Origin of the sequence: Thioalkalivibrio nitratireducens DSM 14787, assembly GCF_000321415.2 — a bacterium.
Classification (GTDB): Bacteria; Pseudomonadota; Gammaproteobacteria; order Ectothiorhodospirales; family Ectothiorhodospiraceae; genus Thioalkalivibrio; species Thioalkalivibrio nitratireducens.
Genome location: NC_019902.2, coordinates 937,020 through 962,211, shown reverse-complemented (window position 1 = coordinate 962,211; position 25,192 = coordinate 937,020). Strand labels below are relative to the sequence as shown.

Here is a 25,192-nt window from a genome sequence, read left to right as displayed (position 1 = left end):
CCCGGAGCGCCTCGCCTGACCGGTCCCGCGGACCGGGTCGCGAGGGCACTCAGTGCCGGTCGTAGAGGGACTCGACCACGTCCCCGTAGCGGTTCAGGATCTCGTTGCGGCGCAGCTTCAGGGTCGGTGTCAGCAGACCGTTCTCCAGCGTCCAGGGCTCATCCATCAGGGCGATCCGGTGCAGTCGAACATAGCCCGGGAAATGCGCGAGCCGCGGCTGCAGCGCCTCGAGCGCGCGTTCCTCCACAGCGGGATTCCGGCGCAGGGCCCTCGCGCCTTCGTTGGCTGATCGCACCGCCGGTTCCAATCCGGCCGCCCGCGCCAGTTCCGGGAGGGCCGCTTCCCGGAGCACCACCAGTGCGCCGAGATACGGGCGGGAATCCCCCACGACCAGAACCTGCTCGACCAGCGGGCTGCCCGCAAGCGCCTGTTCGACGTCGGCCGGCGCCACCTTCTCGCCGTTGGACAGAACCAGGATGTCTTTCAGGCGGCCTGTGATCGTGATGTGCCCCCTGGGCCCGATGCACGCGCGGTCGCCGGTGTGAAACCAGTGATCGCCGTCGATCACCTGCCGTGTCGCATCCGGGTTGTTCCAGTAACCCATCATTACAGACGGGCTGCGTGTGAGGAGTTCGCTTTGAGAGCCGACCCGCACCTCGACGCCGGGCAACGCCGGGCCCACCGTCGTGGGTTCGTTGTCCTCGAGCCGATTCACCGAGATGACCGGGCTGGTCTCGGTCAGACCGTATCCCTGCACGATCGGAACCCCAAGGCTCAGAAAGAACCGGCCGACTGCCTCCGGCAACGGCGCACCGCCGCTGATGGCGAAGCGCAGACGGCCGCCGAAACGGACGCGCACCCGTCGCGCGACCAACCGGTCCAGCAGCGGATGCAGCAGCCCGTCTGACCAGCGCCGGCGCCCCCGGCCCTGCTCGTGCAGGAACGCCTCCCATCCCGAAGCCAGCGTCCAGGCGAACAGGCGCTGCCGGAGCCTGGGACCGGCCTCGACCCGTTCAAGGATTCGTTCCTGCGCGCGTTCGAAGATCCGCGGCACCGCGACCAGGATCGTCGGCCGCACGGTCAACAAATCTTCGGCGAGCTGCGAAATCGAGCGCGCGTAGGCGACGGTCATCCCGGCCGCGATCGGGGTGTAGTAGCCGACGGTGCGTTCCAGGGCATGAGAGAGCGGCAGGAACGAGAGCATCCGGTCACGGCTGCTGACCTGCACCGCCCGCAGGCAGGCTTGCACGTTGAACAGGAAGTTCCGGTGCGAGAGCATCACGCCCTTCGGCGGCCCCGTCGTTCCCGACGTGTAGACGATGCTCGCCAGCGCCTCCGGCCGGGTGTGGCCGTGCGCGACCTCCCCGGCCACGTCGGGCAAAAGCCGTCCGGCTAACGAGAGGTTCGCAGGGCGCGGACCCTCCGGATCCCGCAAGGCGACCACGGCGTCGAGCGTCTCCAGCACCGTGCGGATCGTCTCGAGCGCCCGACATTGTTCCTCGCCCCCGATCAGGAGCATGCGGGCCCCGGAATCCCGGAGGATGAATCCCACGTTCTCCGCGCGATCGCTGGTGTACAACGGGACCGTCACCAGCCCCAGACCGAGCGCGGCCTGGTCGAATACCGCCCACTCCCGGGAGTTCTCCAGCATCATCGCCACCCGGTCGCCGGGTTTCAGCGCCAGGGAACGGAGCAGCTGCTGCCAGCGGGCCACGTCGGCTGCGAAGTCCTGCCACGTGAAGCTGCGCCAGGTCCCGAGTGACGGGTCGAACTGCAGGTGTGCGGGCGCGTCGGGACTGCGCCGCACGCGTTCGCGCAAGACCGCGTCCAGCGTCGTTCGCGGCCCGAGCGCGATGGACGCCGCATCCCGGGTGCGCTCAGGGAGGTGCAGCTCCCTCCTCCCCGGGCCCTGCCCGGTGAACAGGCCGACCAGAGAGCCCAGGTGTTTCATGGGTCCCCTCCGGTGTTCAGGGCGTCCCATCCCGGGTCCGGGCTGAAGCGGTCGCCGAGACGCTGGCGCAGCGCCAGCAGGCGCTCGTGCAGCCCGCGTGGCCCGCTCTCCCGGATATGGCGCAGCGGTCCGCCCCGGAAGGGCGCGAAGCCGGTACCGAACACCACACCCGCGTCGAGCTCGTCCGCCGAGGCCACCACGTCCTCGCGCAGGCAGGCCACCGCCTCGTTCAGCAGGCGCAGAATCAGACGATCCTGCTGTTCCCGCGTGAAGCCGGGTGCCCTCGCTCCACGCGGGCGCGTCAACGGCCAGTGATAGTAGCCCTCGCCGCTCTTGCGCCCCAGCTGACCGGCCGCGACCCGCCGCCGCAACGACTCGGGCACCGGCGTCCTCAGGAGCCCGGACATCTTCTCGGCCACCGACAGGCAGATATCGAGGCCCGCGGTGTCCGCGAGTTCCAGCGGGCCCATCGGCATGCCGAATGCGGTCGCCGCACGGTCAACCGTCTCGGCACGCACCCCCTCTTCGAACAGTGCCACGGCCTCCAGCAAATATGGCATCAGGATGCGGTTGACCAGGAAGCCCGGGTTGCTGCGCACGGGCACCGGCACCTTGTCGAGGTGGCGGGCCAGCGACTGGGCCGTGCGCACCGCTTCGGGGTCGGTTTCGCTACCGTGGATGACCTCCACCAGCGGCATCTTTGCCACTGGGTTGAAGAAATGCAGGCCGACCAGTCGCCCCGGTGCGTCCATCCCGGCGGTCAGGGTTTCCAGCGTGATGCTCGATGTATTGGTCGCGAGGAGGGCCCCTGGCTTCATCTGCGGGAGCGCCTGCCGATAGACCGCCTGTTTCGCTTCGACGTTCTCGACAATCGCCTCGAGGACGACCTCGGCGTGGCGCACGCCGTCCCCCGCCACGTCCGGGATCAGGCGGTCCATTGCCTCGCGCACACGCAGCGGGTCGCGCAGCTTCCGTTCCAGGAACTCCCGGCCCCGCGCCAGGGCCCGCGCCAGCGGTTCCGGCGCCTGGTCCTGGAGACTGACCCGGAGGCCGTGCGACGCGGCCCAGGCGGCGATGTCGCCGCCCATGACCCCGGCGCCGATCACGTGCAGGTGACCAGGCCGTGGCGGCGGGTGATCGCCGGCACTCCTGAGCCGTTCCCGCAACAGAAACAAGCGCATGAGATTCTGCGCGACTCGCCCGGTCAGCAGCTCCGGCACCGTCTCGATCTCGCCCCGGAGTAACGCCTCACGTTTCCCGGCGTTTCGGCGCCAGTGATCGATCAGCGCGCCAGGCGCCGGGTAGTGCGCCGGGTCCGCGTGTCGGCCCGCGGCACGCCGCATCCGCGCGGCCGCGAGCGAGCGCAGGCCGGGCCAGCCGGCCACCTGCTGCCAGCCGGTGGCCCTGCGCCGGCGCGGCGGGCGTTCGAGCAGCCGACGTGCCGCGGTCTCGAGATGACGCCGCGGCACGCAGTCGTCCACGACGCCGAGCTTCCGGGCGGCCCGGCCGGATACGCTGCGACCGCTCAGCATCAGGTCCATCGCGGCCAGGTGGCCCGCGCGCTCGATCGCGCGCGCCGTGCCGCCGAACCCCGGGAAGATGCCGAGGCGGATTTCCGGAAAGCCGATCCGGGTCTCCGGTTCCGAGGTCGCCACCCTGGCGGTGCAGGCCAGCGCCAACTCGAGGCCGCCCCCCAGGCAGTAGCCGTGGACCATGGCCACGCTCGGGAACGGTAGACGCTCGAGGTGCTGCAGGATCTCGTGCGCACGACGCATCAGGGTCCGGGCCTGCCCCGCGTCGCGCAGCTCTGGAAACGTCTTGACGTCAGCGCCTGCGACGAAGCCGCCGGCCTTGGCCGAGCGGATCAACAGGCCCACGAGCGGTTCCCGCTCGCAAAGCGTCAACGCCTGCTCCAGCTCTTCGAGCGTTTCGGTCCCGAGGGTATTGACCGGCGTCCCCGCCTGATCGAAGGTCAGCCAGGCAATCCCGTCGTCCGATCGGTCCAGTGTCCAGTGTTTCATCAGGATTCTCCCGGTACGCCCGCGTCTGTTCGTTCGAGCAGCACCGCACCACCCTGCCCGCCCCCGATGCAGAGGCTGGCCACGCCGCGTTGCGCGCGGCGCGCCTCCAGCGTGCGCAGCAGATGCCAGGTGATCCGCGCGCCGCTGCTGCCCACGGGATGTCCCAGGCTGATCGCACCACCGTCGACGTTCAGACGCTCGGGGTCGATCGGGACCATGGGTTTGTCCCGCCCGAGTTCGCTTCGGCAGAAGTCCGGGTCGACCAAGGCCCGCAGACAGGCCAGCACCTGCGCCGCAAACGCCTCGTTGATTTCCCAGTAATCGATCGCCGGGATTTCCAGCCCCGTACGCGACAGCAGCCGCTCGATCGCATACGCGGGGCCGAGACCCATCTGGGCGGGGTCCAGGCCGGCCCAGGCGACATCCACGACCCGGGCCCGGGCAACGAGTCCGTGGCGTTCGACCGCGTCCGCCGAGGCCAGCAGCATGCAGGCTGCCCCGTCGGTGATCTGGGCCGAGTTTCCCGCGGTGACGCTGCCGTGAGGCCGGTCGAACGCGGGATGCAGTTTCGCGAGGTTCTCCAGCGAGGAATCGGGCCGCAGCCCGTCGTCCCGGTCAACGATCCGACCCTGGTGATAGAGCGTCACGAGTTCCGGAGCCATCCGGCCGGAATCGACCGCAGCGCCAAGACGCCGGTGACTCTCCACCGCGAACGCATCCATCTCGGCACGGCCAATCCCGAAGCGGGCAGCCAGAACCTCGGCCGTCTGGCCCATGCTGAGACCCACGACCGGGTCCGTCAGCCCGCGCAGCAGGCCGATCACCGGCTTCAGGTGGCTGGGGCGCAGCCTCGCCAGTTCCCGCAACCGGCCCCATACGCCACGCGTCCGGCTGAAGCGGCCGAGCCAGGCCACCATCTCCGGACGGTACAGCACCGGGTGATGGCTCATCGCCTCGGTACCCCCGGCGAGCACCAAATCGGCCCGCCCCAGCGCAATATCCTTGGCTGCGGAGTCCAGCGCCTGGAGTCCGGAGGCGCAGTTGCGCTGTACCGTCCATCCGGGTACACGATGGCCGCAGCCAAGGCGCAGCGCGATGACGCGCCCGATATTGGCCTCGTCCGGCCCAGAGGCCACGCAACCGAATACGACTTCGTCGAGATCGGTCGCCCGCAACGGCTGGCGCAGCAACAGCGCCCGTCCTGCAGCCACCGCGAGGTCCGAGGCGCGAAACGCTCCCGGCGCGTCGCGGACCTTGAGGTAGGGAGTGCGCAAACCATCGACCAGGTAGACCGGGCGTGCGCCTGACCCCGTGGTGAGTGTCGTCATCGTCCTTCTCCGCTCGTCGTGCGAATGGCGCTCAGGCGGCTTTCCGGTTCAGCACCTCGGGATTGATGCACCCGCCTGTGCACCGCCGCTTGGCCGGTGCCGCTCGAAAACGCTGGGAAATCGTCGACCTGCACCAGTTCATCGACCAATGCCTCGTGCGCGTTCAGTGCCTGCCAGTCGGATTCCGGGATCAGCCCACGCTCGAACGCCTCCTGCGCCAGCGGCAGCCGGGCACGGGCCTGGAGGCCGTGCTCGCGGCGCAGCGCGGCCAGCCTCCGTTCCAGGGACTCCAGCGCTGCGGCCTGCTGGAAGGCGGTTTCGAGCAGGCGTGCCGGCGCCTTCGGATCTGGTGGCACGAACAGCCCTCGGGTCAGGCGGTCACGGGCCTGCGACGGCGCGAGCAGAACGCCCGCGGCTTCATGGTCGGCGCGGTCGGCCGGCGCGGAGAACACCATGCCAGTCGGAAAACAGAGCACCCGGAGCAACGCCGCCAGTGGCCGGCTGGGCAGGTTGCGGTACAGCGAACGCAGGCTTTCCTGCATGCGGTACAGGCTGTCCTGCAGTGCCCAGCGCACCAGCGGATAGTCCTCGGGCGGCTCGCCGTCGTCGTGGAAGCGCTTCAGCACCGCCGACGACAGGTACAGTTCGGAGAACACGTCGCCCATGCGCGCCGACAGGCGTTCGTGTCGCTTCAGTGCCCCACCCAGCGTCATCATCGCCGCGTCGGCGGCCAGGGCCAGGGCCGTGCTCATCCAGGTCAGCGTCTGGTAGTAGCGGCGCGCACGGCTCGCCGGTGCCCGGGCGAAACGCCCGCGGCTCAAGCCCAGAACGAGGCTGCGACCCACGTTACCCAGCAAGAAACCGACGTGTCCGAGCAGCGCGCGGTCGAATTCCCGCAGGCCCTGTTCGGAATCGGGGTGGTGGACTGCCCGGAACTCCTTCAACACCCAGGGGTGGCAACGGATCGCACCCTGGCCGAAGATGATCATCGAGCGCGTCAGGATGTTCGCGCCCTCGACGGTGATCGCGACCGGAATCGCCTGGTAGGCACGCCCCAGCAGGTTGCGCGGACCCAGGCAGATGCCGCGCCCGCCCTCGATGTCCATCGCGTCGTTGATCACCTGACGGTATTTCTCGGTCAGGTGATATTTCACGATCGCGGAGGCGACGGCCGGCCGCTCGCCCTGCTCCAGCGCCGCCAGCGTCAGCAGGCGTGCGGCCTCCATCTGGTAGCCGCGACCGGCGATGCGCGCGAGAGCCTCCTCGACCCCCTCCAGGCGGCCGATCGGCAGGTTGAACTGGCGGCGCACCCGGGCATAGGCGCCGGTAAACCGGGCGGCGCTCTTCACCGCGCCCGTCGACAGCGCCGGCAGAGAGATCCCGCGACCCTCGGAGAGCGACTCCACGAGCATGCGCCAGCCCTGACCGATCCCCGCCTTGCCCCCGATCACCTGCGTGAGCGGCAGAAAGACATCGCGCCCCCGATTGGGGCCGTTCATGAACGGGATGTCCATGGGGATGTGCCGGCTGCCGATCTCGATACCCGGGGTGTCGCGCGGCACCAGCGCAACGGTGATGCCCCGGTCGACCGACCCTCCCAGCAGGCGGTCGGGATCGAGGCAGCGAAACGCCAGGCCGATCAGGGTCGCGACCGGTCCCAGCGTGATGTAGCGCTTGTCCCAGTTCAGGCGCAGACCCAGCACCTCGCGCCCCTGCCACATGCCGCGGCAGACGACACCGGTATCCGGAATCGCGCCCGCGTCCGACCCTGCCTTCGGCGAGGTCAGCGCAAAGCACGGGATCTCCTCGCCGCGGGCCAGACGGGGCAAGTAGTAATCTCTCTGTTCGTCGGTCCCGTAGCGCAGCAGCAGTTTCCCGGGCCCCAGCGAGTTGGGCACCATCACGGTCACCGCCGCGGTCACGCTGCGGGTGGCGATCTTCATCACCACCGCCGAGTGCGCGGCGTGCGAAAACCCGAGCCCCCCATAGCCCTTCGGAATGATCATCCCGAAAAAGCCACGCGAGCGGATGAATGACCAGGCCTCGGCGGACAGATCGTGATCGTGGTGGGTCACCTGCCAGTCGTCGACCATCCGGCACAATGCCTCGACCGGACCGTCCAGAAACGCCTGTTCGTCGGCCGCGAGCTGCGCGGGGGGCGTCTCGAGCAGCCGCTCCCAGGCAGGTCGGCCGGAAAACAGCTCCGCGTCCCAGCCGATCGTGCCCGCCTCCAGCGCCTGCTGCTCGGTTTCCGACAATCTCGGCAGCACGGTGCGGAAGCGGCGCAGTAGCGGGGCCGTGAACCAGCGCCTGCGCACACCGGCATTGGCGGCGACGCCGACCAGCGCCCATCCGGCCAGCAGTGGGATGGTCAGCGGATTCAGCGGATCGAACACCGCGAGCAGACCGATTGCGACCAGCGTCAGAAACGCCCAGACCCAGGTCCATGCCGGTGCGCTGCGGTAAAGCCAGAACGTGATCAGGATCAGGACCACCAGTGCAGTCAACGTCAGCAGCATCGCCGTTCTCCTACCCGCCTCATCCGTTCGGCCACCGGCACAAATCCGGGCATATCTGCATTCAACCATCACCCAGTCGCTGCGGGAATACGCGAAAGCCGCAGCCCGAACGGTGCTCCGTCAATCGTTTGGACGGCCGGAAGACCCACTCCATTTCATAGCCTTTTCATAGCCTTTTCGTAGCCATTTCCACGGATGATGTCGGCCGATGGATGAACCAGACTGGGAGGACACGCCCATCGTGCGTTGCACGCTTCACATGCGCCCGCACCCCAAGAGGCCCATCATGACGAAGACTTTTCTGGTTCTGCTGAGCACCGTGTTCCTGTTCGGATGCGCCACCCACGGTGGCCAGCACCACGGAACCAGTCATCATCTGGTCACCACCGCCGCCGTGTCCGGCAGCCACCATCGCGTCGGACTGCACCATCGCGCCCGTCACCATTCCGGCCGGGCCCGTCTCGGACATCGCCACGGACACCACCATGGCCACCGCTCGGGGCTGCACAGAAGCCACCCTGGGTTCCACCGCGGAATCGTCTTTCCCGGCCACCGCGCCGCCTCGCACCCGCAGCTGCGTCACCGTTACCGGCACTAGCAGCCCTGTCGGACTTGAGCTGCTAGAGCGGCCAGATCACGACCTGGCTCCCCGTTGATGCACGGGTTTCGGTTCCGCGGTTACCCGACACAGGCAGCGCGGGCATCGTGGTGTTCGACCACTCACCCGGCCCGAGCAGGACTGCCGATCATCTTGCACGCGGAACCCGCCCTTCGAACACTTCTGTCACGCGCACTGCTCCTGGCGCCGCTTACACCGCGGCAGTGCCGGAAAGCCCGGCCGATACCACCGCTTTCAGCGATGATAGACGGCTTGGGAACCGACAGCCCGGTTGGAGAACCGGAGGATGCATCAGGATTGAGGCCGACTGCCGCCGGTTCCGAAGCTGCGGGAACAACACACACGCGTTTACGCAATGCCGCGTATCACCTTTGTGCCCGCGGTTTCATATCCTGAATCCGAATCCCCGCAGAGGAGGAAATGGCGATGAGGCAATCACCTACCTGGATGCCCCGTGCTCCCGTTTTTCTCGCCGCAGTGCTGGCACTACTGCTCAGCGCCGGGCTCCAGGCGGCGGGTAGTCCGGCACCGAAAGTCCTGGCCGTGCTGATGTATGCGGACTGGTGTCAAAGCTGCAAGATTCTGGATCCGAAGCTTCAGGCGGTGCGGGCAGAGTTTAACCAGAGCGACATTTTGTTCCTGCGCTTCGATTTCACCGACGAGGGGACCACCCACCAGTCGAGCATGCTGGCGCAGACGCTCGATCTGGGCGAACTCTATGAGAGAAACGGCGGAAGGACTGGCTACATGGCGCTCGTCGATGGCGCGACGGGCGCGATCGTGACACTGATAACCGCGGGGCACTCCGAAACGGACATCCAGAATCTCTTGCGCGAAGTCGCGGGGGGCTGACACTCGGCTGGCGCGGTGTTCCGCGCCGCCTGCTGTCACCGCCTGCCCGGTGTTGGGCAGGTTCGAGATCCGGAGTGATGCATCGTTCGCGTACTCACGGTGACGGCAGGCGTGCCAGCGGTGCCAGAACCCTGCCCCGGCTTCGCGGGCGCCCGACACTTCCGCCCTGGAGCATGGACCAGACCGTCAAAGCCCGATCAGCGCGGCATGGAGCCCGTCGGCGCGCACCCGGGACAGAAGATCCACGGGACGCACCCGGCCAGGTTCGTAGTCCACCACCAACAGGTGGCGGCGGCGTTCGTGCATGCAGACACTGATCACGCCTTCATGCAGCGAAAGCGCCCGCTCCATCTCGTGGATGCGGTCACTGTTTAAGTCTTCGTCGATATGAATCAGCACGTCCGCTTGGTTCATGGCAATCGCCTCTCGTGTGTTGTTGGGCACTTCGAACGATCTCCTCCTACCCGATGCATCAGGAACGATGCCGAAGGGTGTCGAGGCTCAGCATCGTGTCCGAATCCCGCAGCAGGAATAGCGCCACGCAGGCCGCCAGCATGGGCCAGGCGGCGAAAAAGAGCAGGTTGTCGAACGCCGCCAGGTACTGCTGCCAGGAGGAGAACGTCGAGACTGCATGCATCGCGAGCACCAGTCCGTAGGTCCAGGCCCGGTACAGCCCGGCCACGAAACCCAGCACCACGATGAGCTGCAGTACGCCGATCACGGCCAGCGCACCCGCGCCGAGGCCTTCCAGATGATAGAAATGCTCAAAGACCCGCGCCGCGTGATCCGGTGCCACGAACTTGTCCAGTGTCCAGACGAACATCACGACGAAGACTCCGAGACGCAGCAACAACAGTGACACCCTCAGCCGTTTCTGCAATTCCATGACCATCGTTCCCCCTCGGTTTTCGATGCACTCGCTTCAAGGAAAGACCCAAAGGCCGGGGGGCGCACTACGTAATATCCGATAACCGCAGCGTGTCGGGTCGTTCGAAAGCTGCGCCCCTGCAGCACCGGTTCCTGCGTCGCCGGAACGGCCTGCCCCGGAACGATGAGTCGTCCACGCAGGGGGATCGCCTGCGTCGATGTGCGCAAGCGGTGCGCCGTCACACCGTCTGTTCGTGCGCACCCGCGCACGAGGTGCCCCCGGACCCGGGACCCCGCACGCTCGCAGCCTCGGAACCTACGAATTCTTACGTAGGGATCTGCGATCGCCCCGGTGATTAACTGTTCTCGACGAAACGATTGGTCACCGCCGCTCCGCGTGATGCGGCAGACCGGGAAGCCAAACCAACTGAACGGGATACGACAAAGATGAAACGATTGGCTCGCTGGATGCATGACGCGCTCAACAGTACACGCAGCGTGGACTTTCTCGGACCCCTCGCGCTGCGCCTGTACCTTGCGCCAGTGTTCTGGGCTGCCGGCACCAACAAGCTGGACGGGCTGCTGCCGAACGCGGGAACCGTATCCTGGTTCGGCAATCCGGACTGGGGGCTGGGCCTGCCGATGCCGTGGCTGATGGCCTTCCTCGCCGCCTATGCCGAGGTCCTCGGGGCGATCGCGCTGCTGTTCGGGATCGCCATGCGCTGGTTCTCGATCCCGCTGATGATCACGATGGTCGTCGCGGCTGTCACCGTGCACTGGAAACACGGCTGGCAGACGATCTCCGACCCGATGATGTGCCTGTTCAACTGCGGTGCGACCGAGGAGGCCGCGGTTCGGCTGGATCGGGCCCGCTCGATCCTTCAGGAACACGGTAACTACGACTGGCTGACCCAGAGTGGTAGCTTCGTGATCCTGAACAACGGCATTGAAATGGCCGCCACCTACTTCGTGATGCTGCTGGTGCTCTTCTTCTACGGCGCCGGACGGTATCTGAGTGTCGACCATTACGCGGCGCGCTGGCTGCGCCGAGACTGAACAACAACCAGAAGCCGCATGCAAGCGGACGCTTCAGCAACACCGTTCCGATCACCTATGATCGTCACATTCGAAAGGAGAATCACATGAAAGACCATCTCTTCAATCGCAAGACCCTCGCCGCCACCATCGGCACCGCCGCCGTCGGCCTCGCAATGGGCAGCACGCCGCTGTTTGCCGCGACCGACCTCGGCCAGGGCTATCAGGTCAGCCAGTCCTCCACGGCGCTGCAGAAGCTCGCTCAGGGCAGCTGCGGCGAAGGCACCTGCGGCGGCGCTTCCGGCGAGAAGGAAACCGAGGGTAGCTGCGGCGAAGGTCGCTGCGGCGGTGCCTCGGACGACAATGGCGATGACAAGGACACGGAAGGCAAGTGCGGCGAAGGACGTTGCGGCGGCTAGGACGACGTGATCATCAGGGCCGCCATCGTGTGATGGTCGCGCCCTATCGTCATCGCGAGGCACGCAGTGACGTGGCGATCCAGGCGGAGTCTGGATCGCCACGGGCCTTCGGCCCTCGCGATGACGGGCCACGGGCCTTCGGCCCTCGCGATGACGGGCCACGGGCCTTCGGCCCTCGCGATGACGGGCCACGGGCCTTCGGCCCCCGCGATGGCATATCTGAGGATACGGCAATTGCCGGCTTAACCATCACGGTGGCACTCACGACGACGGCTTGGAATCAGTTACTTATGGAGTCAACGCCTATGAATCACCGGTCGGAAGTGCGTGGCGCGGGGCTGGGTCTGCGGCGGTCTCTGCTGAGCCCCTTCGCGCAGGCGCCCGGATCCCGCGACCGGGTCGATTTCCTCGAAGTCGCCCCCGAGAACTGGATGCATCTCGGTGGCGCCCTCGGGCGAACCTTCCGCGAGTGGACCGAAGCCAAACCCTTCGTCTGCCACGGGCTATCGTTGGATATCGGCGGGCCGCGGCCACTGGACCGGGACTTCTTGCGGGACCTGCGCAGTTTTCTGGACACCCACGGGATCCGCGACTACACCGAGCATCTGTCCGCCTGCGGCGACGAGTTCGGCCATCTGTACGACCTGATGCCGATCCCGTTCACCGAGGACGCGGTACGCCATGTCGCCGAGCGGGTCGGCGTCGTGCAGGATCTTCTGGGCATGCGCATTGCGCTGGAAAACGTCTCCTACTACGCGCAGCCCGGGGCGGAGATGAGCGAGGCGGAGTTCGTGACTGCGGTCATCGAGACGGCCGACTGCGGCCTGCTACTGGACGTGAACAACATCGTCGTCAACGCGATCAACCATCGCTACGATCCGCTGGATTTCCTCGACCGCGTGCCGCTGGACCGCGTGCGCTACCTGCATGTCGCCGGGCACCACGAAGAAGCACCCGACCTGCGCGTCGACACCCACGGGGCCGACATCTGCACCGACGTCTGGGCATTGCTGGACGAGGTCTACCGGCGCCTGGGACCGGTGCCGACCCTGCTCGAGCGCGACTTCAACTTCCCTCCGCTTCAGGACCTGCTCGCCGAAGTCGCCCGCGTGCGCGCAATGCTCGAGGCAAGCGAAGCGGTCATGGAGGAACGCCGCCGTGCCTGAACTGGACTTTCGCGAAGTGCAGCGCCGATTCGCGGCTCATCTGCGCGACCCCGAACGCCATGCCCCACCCGCGGGTATCGAGGAGCGCCGCCTGGCGATCTACCGGCGGCTGTTCATCAACAACATCGAGGATCTGCTCGGACGGGCGTACCCGGTGTTGCGCAGCCTGCACGGTTCGGAACGCTGGGCACGGCTGACTCGCGACTTCTATCGGGAACACGGATGCCACACACCGTACTTCCCGCGTCTGGCCGAGGAGTTTCTTCAATACCTGAGCACGGAACGAACGGCGCGCGAAGACGATTTTCCTTTTCTCGCCGAACTCGCCCATTACGAACGCGCCGAGGTGGTCGTGGCGCAGCACGAAGATGACCCCGACCATGCCACCGGCAGCACGATTGATCCTCTGGGCGATCCCTTCACCGAGGTTCCGGTACTCGCTACCGCCGCGCGCTTGCTGGCCTACGAATACCCGGTCCAACGGATCGGCCCCGACTTCGTCCCGGCCAGCCCCGGCGAACACCCCACATACCTGGTGGTGTTCCGCGACCGCGACTTCCGTACCGGGTTCATCGAGCTCAACCCATTGAGCGCGCGCATCCTCTGGTACGTGCAGAACGATCCCGCGCCGGGAGCCGAACTGGTGCACCGGGTCGCCGCCGACTTCGACCTTGCACCCGGCGAAGAGCTCCTGCGCAGCGCCGAGGAACTGCTGCGGCACTGGCTGCAGCGCGGTGTACTCGCGGGAACCCGTACCGATTCCCCGGCGACCTGAGCCTGCCGCCTGCTCTGCGGGCGCGAACGGCAAGGTGCCGCCGCCCAGCCGCACCACCGAATTGCAGGCTGGAAGAGGCTGTAGGGCGTGATCCGCCGGGCTTACGGGAGACGAAGGCTTGCCACCGTTCCCAGCGCAGCGCGCATCTCGTTGATGCTCGGCGGCTTCGCGTCCCTTGGTTCGCCGTAGATACCGGCGCAGGTCAGCCGTCGGACGTCGGGCTGGTTCTCGCTGGCGAGCCAGAGATGGTAGCCCTGCCAGGTTCGGTTGTAACCGGAATCCCCGCCAATTCCTCCGCCCAACATGGCCACCTCGACCGACGGCTGCGATTGCGCGACCGAGGCCGACGTGCGCTGGACACGGCGGACGACGAACCGCCCCGCTTCCACGGTCTGAACGCGGTTTCGATCGAGGGTGTTGATCTCGAGGTTGCAGCTGGTGTTGTACCAGTCACGGCCCGGTGCCACCCGGCCGCGCACGAACCACACCCGCGTGGTGCCCGGCGGAATCGCGACCGGCTGATGCAGTTCGATCACCGAGCCCTCGGGCACCAGGTAGTAGGGGGAGGCGGGGTCTTCTTTCACGTCGACGAGGGCGCACCCGATCAGACCGGCCGCCAGCCCGATGGCAATGAGCGTCTTGAACATCGTGACCTCCTGACGAAGCACCCGCGATCACGCGTTGGCCCGGGATTGCGCGACTTCCCGCGCGGCCTCCGACGAACCGGGAGCCTGTACCTTGAGTTTGGGTCGCTCCAGGTCCGAAGTACAGCAGGGATACGCTTCCCGCGCCATTGCCGCAAGCACCTGGTGGGGGTGCTCCCAACACCGGGCCGTGAGCGTGGGGAGGGCGATGGGCCCTTACCGCAGCCGCCGCCCGCACCGCTGTGTTGTCGCCGAGTGGGGCTTCTCCGAGGCGATGGTGCGGGACCGTATACCGCGCGTTGGTGGACGGGCCCGTCCCACGGCGACCGGGCCTCGCCCGGGGTTCAAACAAACAGATTGACATCGGCCTTCTGGGCCACGGGCAGGAAGCTCGCGGCACCGACCCAGTCGGTGATCTCCGGAATGAAATCGCGTTTCTGCATCCCGAACAGCTCGACCGTCATCTGGCAGGCGATCAGCTTGACCTCCGCCTCGACGCAAAGATCGCGCAGTTCCTCGATGCCCGCCACGCCCTTGTTGCGCATGGTCTTCTTCATCAGGCCCGTTGCGGCCGCCTGAAAGCCGGGGGTCGACATCAGCAGCGTAGGTACGTGCAGATTCGTGCTCTTGAGCCAGTCGGGGCCGAACGGCAGCTTCAGGGGCATCGCGGGGTTGCCCATCGGAGACACTTTCAGGTCCAGTTCCTTCCTGAGCAGGTTCAGGCCATAGAAGGTAAAGAAGATGGACACCTCCCAGCCCAGCGCAGCTGCCGTGGAAGCGAGAATGAACGGCGGATACGCCATATCCAGCGTACCCTTGGTTGCGATCAGCGTCATGCTGGGGACATGCGAAGCCTCGCGTTCGGCCATCTTTTGCTCGAAACGACGGTCGAACCAATCGTCGAGGGCGGCGGGATCGTTCGGATTGGGCGCAGGGGCCGGGATTGCAGTGGCGTTCATGACGGTACCTCATCGATTGGGATTGGGATCGTGTTCGTGGAACTCGGAAAGGGCTTGCGGTGCGTTGGGGGCCGGACCACGGAATCATTCAATCGCGCGGCCCGGTCCCGCACCGATGCGGGGCCGGGCGGTACGCGTTACGGTCGATTAGCCACCCACGCCCACCTCATACCAGGGCGTGGGGTTGATCGGGCAGCGGTAACGAAACCCCTCGTCGGTGATCGTGACCCGGCTGGTCCGGGTCTCGCCCGGATCCAGGGGGAACATGTCGAGTTGCTCGTGGGTCCGGCCCGACTGGATCTGGAAGCCGACCAGCTTCCCGGCCTTGTTGGTGACCACGAAGTCGTAGGTTCCGGGCTTCAGGCCCGCCAGGGTTTCCTGCGCAGCAAAGTAGCCGTTGTACTGGTCGAGGTGAATCGTGGTGATGCCGTTGCTCGTCTGGGGTGTACCGGCGGCGGCCGTGCCGCCGAGGGCGAGCGCGAGCACCACGAGGGCGAAAAACTGGAGGATGGGTTTGCTGTACATGGTGAGTCTCCGTCAGTCTGGGTGGTCATCAATGCCATCGCACTTGCATCAAGCGGCGACGGGTCCCATTGTCGACCGGACACGCGACACGATATATGTCCTGAAATCGCTGATTCATGTCAGAAAGTCTTGAAGACGACCTTCTCCCGGAGATCCTCGCCGAGTACCGGCTGCACGCGAGGGTGTGGGCGAACCCGCGCGTCTGTGGGGCCTGGCGCCTGAATACGACGGGGCTGCACCGCGCCGGATTTCACCTGGTTGCCAGCGGCAGGTGCTGGCTGCACCTCGCGGATGGACAACCACCGCGCGCGCTCGGGCCCGGGGATCTGGTGTTCCTGCCCCGGGATACCTGGCACGTCCTCAGCCCCGAGATCGAACTCGACGACTACGACACCCGGCTCGAAACCGAAGGCGATGGGCCGAGAACCGAAATCATTTGCGGCGCGGTGGAGTTCGACGATCCGGCGGGGGAGAGCTTGCTGCATGCCGTGCCCCCCTGCGTGCTGATCCGCGCCAGCGAAGGACACCAGGATTTGCGCCTGCAGCTGCTTGCACGACTGATGGCGACGGAATCGCAGGCCGAAAGCCCCGGCAGGCAAACCGTTCTCGACCGGCTCTCCGACGTATTGCTGATCCTGGTGCTGCGCCATGTCATGGCCGCAGGCCAGGTCCGGGCGGGTCTGCTCGCGGGCCTCGCAAACCCGCAACTACGGCGGGCGCTGGTGTGCATGCACCGCGACTACCGTCACCCCTGGCAACTGGACGAACTGGCTGCGCGGGCGGGTCTCTCGCGCAGCGCTTTTGCCCGGCAGTTCCTCGAGGTCGTCGGCGACACGCCGATGAACTACCTCGCACACTGGTGCATGCACCAGGCAGAGCTGCTGCTGCAGGACCGGCGCCGCTCGGTCGCCGAAGTGGCTGAAACGTTCGGCTACGCGTCGGAAGCCGCGTTCCGGCGAGCGTTCAAGCGCATCCGCGGTCGCGGCCCGGGCGCGGTGCGCCGGCTCGCCCCAAGGAAGCCGGAGTCACCAACCGCCGGGGTGGATCCCCGGAGGAACCGCTGAACGCGCGTCAGCCCGAGGAGCAAATGGCCTGCAGCCGCAAGCACGGCGTCGCCAGTTCCAAGGCGAACTCGACATGCGGCGGAGCCTGTGGGCCGGGTCTGATGAACGGCTTCGACACGAATGGATACGAAGCACTCTTGGCGCTTACCTGAACCGGGTTCAAGGGAGCCTCCCTCCGGCACGGGAATCCTCGCCTCACGATCCGGCCTGACATTCCGGACCTTCGTCCGCAACCCGTATCCGATTACGACCGTCGTGCTTCGCCTTGTAGAGCGCACGATCTGCGCGCTTGAACAGCGCAGCGGACCCGTCATCCGGCCCCAGCCATCCGGCAACTCCCACGCTGGCGGTAATCGGTGCAACGCCCTCTGGCCTCGACATTTTCCCGATCCGTCGGCGAATTCGTTCTGCCAGGCGCCTGGCGGAATCCATTCCAGTGGCCGGTACCAAAACCGCGAATTCCTCACCGCCCCAGCGGGCCACCGTGTCCACCCCTCGTGCTTCGGCGCGCAGCGATGCAGCCACGGACCTGAGCACATCATCACCGACAGCATGGCCGAAACGGTCGTTGACCCGCTTGAAGTGGTCCAGATCGACGATCAGCAGCGACAGAGGTTCACCATACCGGGCCGAACGCAGAATCTCGCGTTCCAGTTCCTGGTCGAATGCCCGACGATTGGGGAGGTCGGTCAGCGAATCGGTGAACGTCAGGCGTTCCACCTCCGCAGTGCGCCGCGCCAGTTCACGATGGGCCTTCGCGAGCATGCGTTCCTTCGCCGCATATTCATCAGTGAGACGGAACAACTCCACCCGGAGGTTCCGGTCCGCTGCGATATCCCGCTCACATGCCACCAGTAACTGGTACCCCACTCGATACACCGTTCCCAGCCAGGTGTCCGAGTCACAGTCCACGTTGCCCACGGTCATCAGTCCCCGATACACCAGACCGGTCCCGGCCTCGTCGGCCATGCCGTTCAGCTCCGCGAGTCCCGGATTCACGAACACCACCGCCGGATCCCTGCCGTCGGGCATGCTTTCCAGCAGGTGCCGGAACCCGCGGTTCGCCTCGACGAGCGTGCCGTCGGCCTCGAACAAGGCCAACAATGTACTGATGGAATCGTTGAGGAAGCGCATGACCTGCGCGCGCGGTGTAATCGCACCCACGAGCCTACCGATCGTCACGGCCCGAGATCCGGAACCGACGCAACGCTCGGGTAGCACCCGTCCAGACCCAGACGCGGACACAAGAACCCGAGACCGGTAAGCCCCGGTCCCCCGGCAATGATACGGGGAGGGCCCGAACCCAGTCGCTCCCGAATCCCGGCGACCACGTCCTTCAGTATCGGAATCTGCCGTCCAAGCGACAACGACAACGCCACCAGATCGGGGCGGGTACTCTCCACATGCCGCACCAGGTCTCCCGTCGGCGTATCCCCGCCGAGAAACTCTACGGACCAGCCCTTGAGCTCGAAGGCATCCGCGAGGATGCGCAAGCCCAGTTGGTGGTAGTTGCTGGCCACACAGGCCAGCAACACGGAGCGTGGCACCGGATCCGCGAACGGCGCGTTCACGAACTCCCGCACCAGAAGCTTCTGAATGACTGCGCTCGCCAGGTGCTCCTGGGCGACACTGATCTCGCGCCGTTGCCACATCTCACCAATGGCGCTCATCACCGGCTGCACCAGCCCTTCCGCCATCCGAAGGTAACCACATTGCCGGGTGACTCCGGATACGATCCCGGACGCTCGAACCGCGTCTCCGGCCACCAGTGCGGACATCAGTTGCTGCCGCGTCGCGGGAGCCACATCGCTGTCGGTCGAGTGTGTCGGCGCAATACCGCCCGCTGCATCCGCCGATGCCACCCCGCCGCTCGCCAGTGACTGTATCCCTGCGGCAAGGATGGGCGCCACTTCAGCCCACTGCTCGCTGCTCAGCCGCTTCCTGAGCACGGAGGCCAGCCCCTCGACGGAGAGCTCGACGGAATCACCGGGAACCCCGTAGCTACGCATCAGATCGACCAGCCACGAAAGGTAATTCACAAACGGGCCCGGATCCCCCACCGCGACAGCACCCAGGAGAAAGTCCAGGTGCCAGTTCAGGTCCGCGCGGCAACGTACTCGCCCCGCCTCGCCCCACGGTGCGAGGTGCTCGCCAATCCGGTCGTAGATGTACCGCGTGCCGTGATCCAGTGCTTCGGCACGAAGGTTTTCGATCGCCCGCTCGACTCCGGAGGGAAGTGTGTCCATTCGGCCACTCACTCGGCGACCAGTTCCATATACGTCAGGCTGCGGCTGCCGGGCTCGAGTTTCAGCCCCCTCGGCATCCATGCATGCGACTCACGCAGATGGTCGGCGTGCCAGCGCTCGAAGCTCTCGCGGTCACGCCAGAAGGTGATCAACCAGAACTCGTTAGTCCGCTGATCGGGGGTGAGCACTTCAAGGCGAATGAAGCCCGGGTGTGCGTCCACCAGCCTCGGTCGTTGCCGGAAGGCCTCACGAACCATTCCTTCCTGGCCCGCAATCACGCGAAACCGGCTCATTGCAACGAACATGGCGCATACTGCCTCACGCAGGGCACGTCAGAATCACTCGCCTACAACACTCCGCCGAATACTAGCAGAACCCACGCGATCGGGCCGAAGCCAGAGCGCTGTGCAATTCTTCGTGTGCGTCCGGTCGCGCCATCGACCAACGCGAGCATCGGCGCCGCCACAACACCAGCTTGGAAGATCGATGGACACGAAGCAGTCGTGGCGATTACCTAAGGGGCGCTGATTCATTCGTCATCGCGAGGCCTGATTATCACGAAACCTCCTCAGCCAGTGCGATACCTCTCCGCGTCGGTCGTCATTGCGAGCGAAGCGCGGCACTAATGCGCGCAGCGCATTGAACAGCCGAAGGCTGGCCCGCAGGGTGAGCGCAGCGAATAATCCAGGCGGCGCGGGGGGGACCATCGCCCTCTGGATCGCCACGTCCCGCCACGCTGCGCTCGCGGCTAAAGGCTTCGCTCCTCGCGATGACGCTGGTTTCGAAGATGGCCCAGTCCAGCTTGCGGAGCTTCCGTGATAATCAGGTCGCGAGGAGCCCTCGTCCGGGCCCAGCCACCCGGCGACATCCACACTGGTCGTAATCGACGTTCCCCTGGCACAGACATTCTTGCGATATGGCTTGCTTCGTATCCGTAGATTCCACAATTGACCTGTTCGGAAGATGGTGTTGTTGTTCCTCTTAGGTGTGGATTCATGCGGACGATGCCCGCCAAGGATCCAGATCGCGGTTCTGCGATCGGCCCTTCCGCGTCCAGAGGCTGTATGAGCATTGATTTTCTGCACAGCATTCGGCTGCAACTGGCGATCCTGCTGCTCGGCCTGGTCGCGGTGGTCGTAGCCAGTTCGGGCTATGCCGTGCATTCGGCTCAGATGCGCCAGCAGGAACAGGTGGTGCTCGCCACTGCCGCCCGCCTCGAACACGCCTCGCACCTGATGCGCGAGCAGGCGATGAACTACCTTGCCACCCCAGCCCGCGACTACTCCACCTACTTCAGGGACGTGAAGCTCTACTACCAGGATCTCCTGGCACACCGGGAAACCCTGGACCAGAACCTCGGCCCTGACGGGCGCCTGCTGGCGGCGAGGGATGGGCTCGGGACCGCAGACCACCCGGCTGTCCTGCAGGCGGCCCGGGTCTGGGCGGATTTTCGCACCGGTCTGGACGGGGCCTTGGGGGACGTGCCCGAGGAGCCGCGGCTGGAGTGGGGTGCAGAGTACGTGATCGAACACGCTCCCCGGCTCGAGGAAGCCACCGCGGCGCTGCATCGGGCCTTCGAGGAGGCCGCCCGAGCTGGCCTGAACTGGCAGCGGCGCCTGGTGCGTGTTGCGGTCATCACCGCCTTGTTGATCATGCTGGGCGCGGTGTATTGGCTACATACGCGGGTGCTCCGCCCCTTGCATCACGCGGTGGGAGCCTTCGAGCACGTTTCCCAGGGGGATTTCGGCCATCAGGTACCGGTGCCAAACCGCAACGAGATCGGCCTGATGGTCGAGTCCTTCAACAGCCTGTCCTATCGGCTCCACGCGTTGTTTCAGCTGATCGACAAGGTACAACAAGCCGAGGATCCCGAATCCGTACTGACCTCAGTATGGCACGAGCTCGAAACCTTCATCCCGCTCGACTGGGCAGCGCTGTTGAGCGTCACCCCGGACCAGTCGGCCGGTGTGCTCGAGCACGCAGTCCTCGACGGGCGTTCGACACCCCCGAGTGAGCGCTACTTTCCGCTCGCCAACAGCCAGCTCGACGCCGCGCTGGCGGCCAAAACCCCCCTGCGTATCCCGGATCTGCAGCAGACCGGTGGCGGGGTTCCGATGGCAGCCTTCGAGCGCACCCTCATCGAGCAGGGCCTACGCTCCGTCCTGCTCCTGCCGGTCAAGGGCACGCACCAGCACACGGGCCTGCTGGTACTGGCGTCGCGCCAGCCCAACGCCTACCTGCTCTCCCACCAGCAACTGATCACCAACCTCGCGGGGCTGATCGGCCACGCCCTGCAGAAGACGGTGGCCATGGAGAAGCAGTAGAAGTTGAGTGCCGGCCAGCGTTCGGCGAATCTGGCGCAGAGCCGCGCCGGAGAGTCGACATCGTGCAAGGCCATTCGGCAACGCCGGGGATGCAGGGCGAAGCATCCGCTCATGAGCGGTCTACGAATCTTGCTCGTCGAACTCGGCTCAGCAGCAACCGCCTATCTCCGACAGCCTGCCAGGCTTGCCGTTTTCGGGCATCTGGTTCATGCGCCGAGACCCACCACTTGTGGGGCGGCCACCACCATGGATGCAGGCCAACCCCTTGCGGGATCCTTCCGCTCTTGTATTAGGCTTGCGCCATGCAAGCCGAAAGGACAGCCGCCATCCCCGACCTCGGCCCGGGTGCACTCTGGCCGCAGCTGCTCGCATGTGAGCGGCATGCCCTGGCCCGCGGTGCCCTGCAGCCGATCGAAACCGAGCAGAACCGGCTAGAACGCGACGGCGTGACCTGGCTATTGCGCCGGGTGTCGAGCCTGGCGCGCAAGGCGAAGGACAGGGAATGCGGACACGCCCAGCGCAACGCCAGACCGCCGAATCCGTTCCTGCCACCCGAGCCGGACCTCACCATCGGCGCCGTGGGACCCAGACACCTGTGCATCTTCAACAAATTCAACGTGATCGAGCATCACATCCTGCTAGTCACCCGGGAGTTCGAGCATCAGGAATGCCTGCTCACGCCGGCTGACCTCGCCACGCTGGCCTATTGCCTGCGCGAACGGGAAGGGCTGGGCTTCTACAACGGCGGCAGGGTGGCCGGTGCCAGCCAGCCACACAAACACCTGCAGTGGATCCCGCTGCCGCTGGATGACACCCGCCCAGCCGTACCCATTGCGCCGCTGCTGGATGCCCGGGACGCGCCCGGGCGAATTGGGCAGTGCCCGTCCCTGCCGATCCCGCACGCCTTCGTGCGCCTGGAATCGGCTGCACTCGATGCACCCGAGGCCCTGTACCGGTACTATGCCGGATTGCTGCAGACCCTCGGCTTCGAAGCGCTCAACCTCGGCGGCGAGATCCGCCAGTCCGCCCCCTATAACCTGCTGCTGACCCGCGACTGGATGCTGGCCGTGCCGCGCACCCGGGAACACCATGCAGGCATCTCCGTTAATGCACTGGGCTTTGCCGGTTCACTGTTCGTGATGCAACCCGAACAGCTCGACCAAATCGCGGCGGCCGGTCCCCTGGCGCTGCTCCAGGCGGTGACGGCCTGATCGCCAGTGCGCGATCAGGCCGGCAGCCACCATACACTGTGTCTTATGATCTCAGCCCTCAGTCCTCTAGCGCCGGTTTGGACCGACCCCGAGAACCGATGCTCCTGGCGCAGCAACACGGCCACCTGCGCGCCGGGGCTTGAAGCCTGCCGCATGCACCGAGGCGCCCGTATCCGAGCGGAGGGGGGCGGGCCGACATGGCCAGATCGGTAGCGGGATTCCGGTGCGGGCGACGGTTCGCATGGGGCCGCGGGGGCCCTGTTGGCGACCGGCGCCCGAACATCCGCGGGGAGCCTCGCAGAGCACCGCATTGTTCTGTATCGCTTGACGCATTCGTGCCCGCATCGGGAGCTGGTGTACAGCCATGTGGTTCCCGCTATGGCTTCACTCTTGGCGCCTGGGGCTGGATACTCGCCGTCCTGCTGATTGTGCTGGTCTTCCGCGCTGGTGCGGCACAACCCGCTGACGGCGAGTGGTCCGTCTTCGGATACGGAGGGCAGTGGAGCGCCAACAACATTGGGTCCATCCTGCGCGGGCGAACCGAGTTTCAGGATACCTACGTCGGAGTGGCGGGAGCGAGCCGCACCCTGTACGGGTTCCGGGAATCACTGAGTCTGGAGCTGGAAGCCAACGCCGGCGTCCACACCGGGCTGCAGCATCACTCGGAGGTAAACACCGCGCTGCTCCTGCGTTGGCGGCCATTCCCCTGGAACCGGTATCTGAACACTTCGGTTGCCTTCGGGCTCGGCCCATCGTATGCCTTCCGCACGCCGGAAGTGGAACAGCATCCCCGCCGTCCCGCTGCGCGGCTGCTCGTGTTCATGCCAGTGGAGATCACGTTCGCCCAGCCCCGCACCCGGAATCCCCGGTGGGAACTGCTGGTTCGAATTCACCACCGGTCCGGGGCATTCGGGCTTGTCAGCGACGCCAGGGGCTCCAATTTCGTCAGCGCGGGAGTCCGCTATCGTCTTGGGGATGACGCGGATCTCAATTCGCGTGAAAGTCGCGACCATGCCCGCGCGCCCCGGTAGAGCGTGCCTTGCACGCGAACGCGCCGCACGCGTGCCTGGCGCTGGCGGCCAACGGCATGACAGTTAGCCCCGGACGGCTGAGCCACACCCCCGTCAGCCACCCATCACCGGCCCGGGCCGGAGCAGGCGTTCATGGAGCAACGTGACTACGTTGCAGCACCATCGGCGCCCTGGTCACCCACTGATTTCATCCCGGTCAGACAGTCCGTTTCTCAAGAGTATGCACCGCCGCCGTGGGCAAAGTCCGGATCGAGCGAGTGGACCCATCAGACGAGCGTTCGCACGGCATCTCCGGGGATGCGCCTCGCGGTCGGCGGGTGATTTGCCGGCGTCGATCCACTATCCTGCGCGTGCTCAACACGTTTCGAGGAGTCCTCATGCCTTTGATCAAGCCCTTCCCCGGCCTGCGCCCGGCCCCGGGGCGCGCCACCGAGGTGGCGGCGCCGCCGTACGATGTCATGAGCGCCGAGGAGGCGCGCGCGATGGTCACGGGTCGACCCTGGAGCTTCCTGCACATTTCGCGCCCGGAGGTCGACCTGCCCGAGGACACCGATCCGTACGCGTCTCAGGTCTACGCCAAGGCCCGCGAGAACCTCGACCGCATGCTGAGCGAACGCGTGCTGGCGCGCGATCCGGAGCCGCACTACTACGTGTACCGCCTGACGATGGACACACACGTACAGACCGGGCTCGTCGCCGCCGCGTCGGTCGACGCCTACGACAGCGACCGTATCAAGAAACACGAGTTCACCCGGCCGGTGAAGGAGGACGACCGCGTACGCCAGATCGAGGCGCTGACCGCCCAGACTGGCCCGGTCTTCCTGGCCTATCGCAGCCAGGCCGGGATCGACACGCTGCTCGCGCGGCTGAGCGCGGATACCGCCGAGGTCGACGTCACGCTCGACGGCGTGCGTCACGAACTCTGGGCGGTGGCCGATGCCCCCGTCATCGAGGACCTCACGGCAGGATTTGACGCCCTCGACGCGCTCTACGTGGCCGACGGCCATCATCGCTCCGCCGCGGCGTCGCGCGTGGCCGCAACGCGCCGCGCCGGGAACCCGGCGCATACCGGCGACGAGTCCTACAACTACTTTCTCGCCGTCATCTTTCCCCATGACCAGCTACGCATCATGGACTACAACCGGGTGGTTCGAGACCTCAACGGCCTGGAGCCGGAGACCTTCCTAGAGCGCGTGGCCGAGCGCTTCCGGATCGAGCGCAGTGCGGAGCCAGTGCGGCCCGCGCGCCACGCCGAATTCGGCATGTACCTCACCGGTACGTGGTATCGGCTCACGCTCGACCCGCGCCATGTCCCGGAGCAAGACCCCGTACGCCGCCTCGACGTCAGCCTCCTGCAGGACAACCTCATCGAGCCCATTCTCGGTATCGCCGATCCCCGGCGCGACGAGCGCATCGGCTTCGTCGGTGGCATCCGCGGGCTCGAAGGACTGGTGCGCCACGTCGATGACGGCGACATGCAGGTGGCCTTCTCCCTCTTCCCCACCCGTATGGAGGATCTCATGGCCGTCGCCGACGCCGGCGAGGTCATGCCCCCCAAGTCGACCTGGTTCGAGCCCAAGCTGGCCGACGGTCTGGTCTCCCACGTGCTGGACTGACTCGAGGGCCCCCCTGCCCC

General features: G+C 66.4%; 23 protein-coding genes. 11 read left to right on the top strand and 12 right to left on the bottom strand.

The window, feature by feature from the left end:
• Positions 1-49: 49 nt before the first annotated feature.
• From TVNIR_RS04815 to TVNIR_RS04800, 4 genes are read right to left on the bottom strand one after another with little or no spacing between them, the layout of a single operon-like run.
• Entirely contained in the window at positions 50-1,951 is a 1,902-nt protein-coding gene (locus tag TVNIR_RS04815; protein WP_015257861.1) for an AMP-dependent synthetase/ligase, read from the bottom strand.
• A complete protein-coding gene (locus TVNIR_RS04810; protein ID WP_015257860.1) occupies positions 1,948-3,972 on the bottom strand; it encodes a 3-hydroxyacyl-CoA dehydrogenase NAD-binding domain-containing protein in 2,025 nt (674 codons plus the stop codon). The genes TVNIR_RS04815 and TVNIR_RS04810 overlap by 4 nt, the downstream gene beginning before the upstream one ends.
• Positions 3,972-5,300 (bottom strand): acetyl-CoA C-acetyltransferase, encoded by a 1,329-nt coding sequence (locus tag TVNIR_RS04805; protein ID WP_015257859.1) that lies wholly within the window; start codon positions 5,298-5,300, stop codon positions 3,972-3,974. The genes TVNIR_RS04810 and TVNIR_RS04805 overlap by 1 nt, the downstream gene beginning before the upstream one ends.
• Entirely contained in the window at positions 5,297-7,819 is a 2,523-nt protein-coding gene (locus tag TVNIR_RS04800; RefSeq protein WP_015257858.1) for an acyl-CoA dehydrogenase, read from the bottom strand. Before TVNIR_RS04800 ends, TVNIR_RS04805 begins: the two co-directional genes overlap by 4 nt.
• 286 nt (positions 7,820-8,105) lie before the next feature.
• On the opposite strand from TVNIR_RS04800, the gene TVNIR_RS04795 reads away from it, so the two are divergent.
• Together TVNIR_RS04795 and TVNIR_RS04790 are read left to right on the top strand one after the other, a co-directional pair.
• Positions 8,106-8,417 carry a hypothetical protein gene (locus TVNIR_RS04795; protein ID WP_157092191.1) on the top strand — a complete coding sequence of 104 codons (312 nt, stop codon included), beginning with the start codon at positions 8,106-8,108 and terminating at the stop codon, positions 8,415-8,417.
• Positions 8,418-8,858: 441 nt separating this feature from the next.
• Positions 8,859-9,290, top strand: coding sequence for a thioredoxin domain-containing protein (locus TVNIR_RS04790; protein WP_083499353.1), 432 nt, complete (start codon positions 8,859-8,861; stop codon positions 9,288-9,290).
• Between the two features lie 186 nt (positions 9,291-9,476).
• On the opposite strand, the gene TVNIR_RS04785 is transcribed toward TVNIR_RS04790, so the two are convergent.
• Both TVNIR_RS04785 and TVNIR_RS04780 read right to left on the bottom strand, forming a co-directional pair.
• Positions 9,477-9,704 carry a hypothetical protein gene (locus tag TVNIR_RS04785; RefSeq protein ID WP_015257856.1) on the bottom strand — a complete coding sequence of 76 codons (228 nt, stop codon included), beginning with the start codon at positions 9,702-9,704 and terminating at the stop codon, positions 9,477-9,479.
• A 58-nt stretch (positions 9,705-9,762) separates the two neighbouring features.
• Positions 9,763-10,176 carry a hypothetical protein gene (locus tag TVNIR_RS04780; protein ID WP_015257855.1) on the bottom strand — a complete coding sequence of 138 codons (414 nt, stop codon included), beginning with the start codon at positions 10,174-10,176 and terminating at the stop codon, positions 9,763-9,765.
• A gap of 428 nt (positions 10,177-10,604) precedes the next feature.
• Here TVNIR_RS04780 and TVNIR_RS04775 point away from each other — a divergent pair, with 428 nt between their 5' ends.
• From TVNIR_RS04775 to TVNIR_RS04760, 4 genes are all read left to right on the top strand, one after another.
• The gene (locus tag TVNIR_RS04775) at positions 10,605-11,213 is read left to right on the top strand and encodes an HvfX family Cu-binding RiPP maturation protein (RefSeq protein ID WP_015257854.1); all 609 of its coding nucleotides are present in this window, start codon (positions 10,605-10,607) and stop codon (positions 11,211-11,213) included.
• An 86-nt stretch (positions 11,214-11,299) separates the two neighbouring features.
• Positions 11,300-11,611, top strand: coding sequence for an HvfA family oxazolone/thioamide-modified RiPP metallophore (locus TVNIR_RS04770; RefSeq protein ID WP_006748004.1), 312 nt, complete (start codon positions 11,300-11,302; stop codon positions 11,609-11,611).
• A gap of 305 nt (positions 11,612-11,916) precedes the next feature.
• Positions 11,917-12,777: an HvfB family MNIO-type RiPP peptide maturase gene (locus tag TVNIR_RS04765; protein ID WP_211263146.1), complete on the top strand. Its 861-nt coding sequence runs from the start codon at positions 11,917-11,919 to the stop codon at positions 12,775-12,777.
• A complete protein-coding gene (locus tag TVNIR_RS04760) occupies positions 12,770-13,552 on the top strand; it encodes an HvfC family RiPP maturation protein (protein WP_015257852.1) in 783 nt (260 codons plus the stop codon). The genes TVNIR_RS04765 and TVNIR_RS04760 overlap by 8 nt, the downstream gene beginning before the upstream one ends.
• Positions 13,553-13,653: 101 nt before the next feature.
• On the opposite strand, the gene TVNIR_RS04755 is transcribed toward TVNIR_RS04760, so the two are convergent.
• The 3 genes from TVNIR_RS04755 to TVNIR_RS04745 form a co-directional block, all read right to left on the bottom strand.
• Entirely contained in the window at positions 13,654-14,199 is a 546-nt protein-coding gene (locus tag TVNIR_RS04755) for a hypothetical protein (RefSeq protein ID WP_015257851.1), read from the bottom strand.
• A gap of 341 nt (positions 14,200-14,540) precedes the next feature.
• Entirely contained in the window at positions 14,541-15,065 is a 525-nt protein-coding gene (gene dsrE2, locus TVNIR_RS04750; RefSeq protein WP_157092333.1) for a sulfur carrier protein DsrE2, read from the bottom strand.
• 237 nt (positions 15,066-15,302) lie between these two features.
• Positions 15,303-15,680: a hypothetical protein gene (locus TVNIR_RS04745; RefSeq protein ID WP_015257848.1), complete on the bottom strand. Its 378-nt coding sequence runs from the start codon at positions 15,678-15,680 to the stop codon at positions 15,303-15,305.
• A gap of 116 nt (positions 15,681-15,796) precedes the next feature.
• On the opposite strand from TVNIR_RS04745, the gene TVNIR_RS04740 reads away from it, so the two are divergent.
• The gene (locus tag TVNIR_RS04740) at positions 15,797-16,744 is read left to right on the top strand and encodes an AraC family transcriptional regulator (protein ID WP_043739318.1); all 948 of its coding nucleotides are present in this window, start codon (positions 15,797-15,799) and stop codon (positions 16,742-16,744) included.
• A 195-nt stretch (positions 16,745-16,939) separates the two neighbouring features.
• On the opposite strand, the gene TVNIR_RS04735 is transcribed toward TVNIR_RS04740, so the two are convergent.
• Genes TVNIR_RS04735 through TVNIR_RS04725 form a run of 3 tightly spaced genes read right to left on the bottom strand, consistent with a single transcriptional unit; the run spans position 16,940 to position 19,283 of the window.
• Complete coding sequence (locus TVNIR_RS04735; protein ID WP_015257845.1) at positions 16,940-17,926, bottom strand: GGDEF domain-containing protein; 987 nt, start codon at positions 17,924-17,926, stop codon at positions 16,940-16,942.
• On the bottom strand, positions 17,923-18,990 hold the full coding sequence (locus TVNIR_RS04730) for a cobalamin-dependent protein (RefSeq protein WP_015257844.1): 1,068 nt from the start codon (positions 18,988-18,990) through the stop codon (positions 17,923-17,925). Before TVNIR_RS04730 ends, TVNIR_RS04735 begins: the two co-directional genes overlap by 4 nt.
• An 8-nt stretch (positions 18,991-18,998) precedes the next feature.
• Positions 18,999-19,283 carry an antibiotic biosynthesis monooxygenase family protein gene (locus TVNIR_RS04725; protein WP_169794288.1) on the bottom strand — a complete coding sequence of 95 codons (285 nt, stop codon included), beginning with the start codon at positions 19,281-19,283 and terminating at the stop codon, positions 18,999-19,001.
• A 771-nt stretch (positions 19,284-20,054) separates the two neighbouring features.
• On the opposite strand from TVNIR_RS04725, the gene TVNIR_RS04720 reads away from it, so the two are divergent.
• The 4 genes from TVNIR_RS04720 to TVNIR_RS04705 all read left to right on the top strand — a co-directional run bounded on the left by TVNIR_RS04720 (position 20,055) and on the right by TVNIR_RS04705 (position 25,172).
• A complete protein-coding gene (locus tag TVNIR_RS04720) occupies positions 20,055-21,314 on the top strand; it encodes a HAMP domain-containing protein (RefSeq protein WP_015257842.1) in 1,260 nt (419 codons plus the stop codon).
• 302 nt (positions 21,315-21,616) lie between these two features.
• Entirely contained in the window at positions 21,617-22,525 is a 909-nt protein-coding gene (locus TVNIR_RS04715; RefSeq protein ID WP_015257841.1) for an ATP adenylyltransferase family protein, read from the top strand.
• Positions 22,526-23,091: 566 nt separating this feature from the next.
• Entirely contained in the window at positions 23,092-23,556 is a 465-nt protein-coding gene (locus TVNIR_RS04710) for a hypothetical protein (protein WP_015257840.1), read from the top strand.
• 377 nt (positions 23,557-23,933) lie between these two features.
• Entirely contained in the window at positions 23,934-25,172 is a 1,239-nt protein-coding gene (locus TVNIR_RS04705; RefSeq protein ID WP_043739313.1) for a DUF1015 domain-containing protein, read from the top strand.
• Positions 25,173-25,192: the final 20 nt, after the last annotated feature.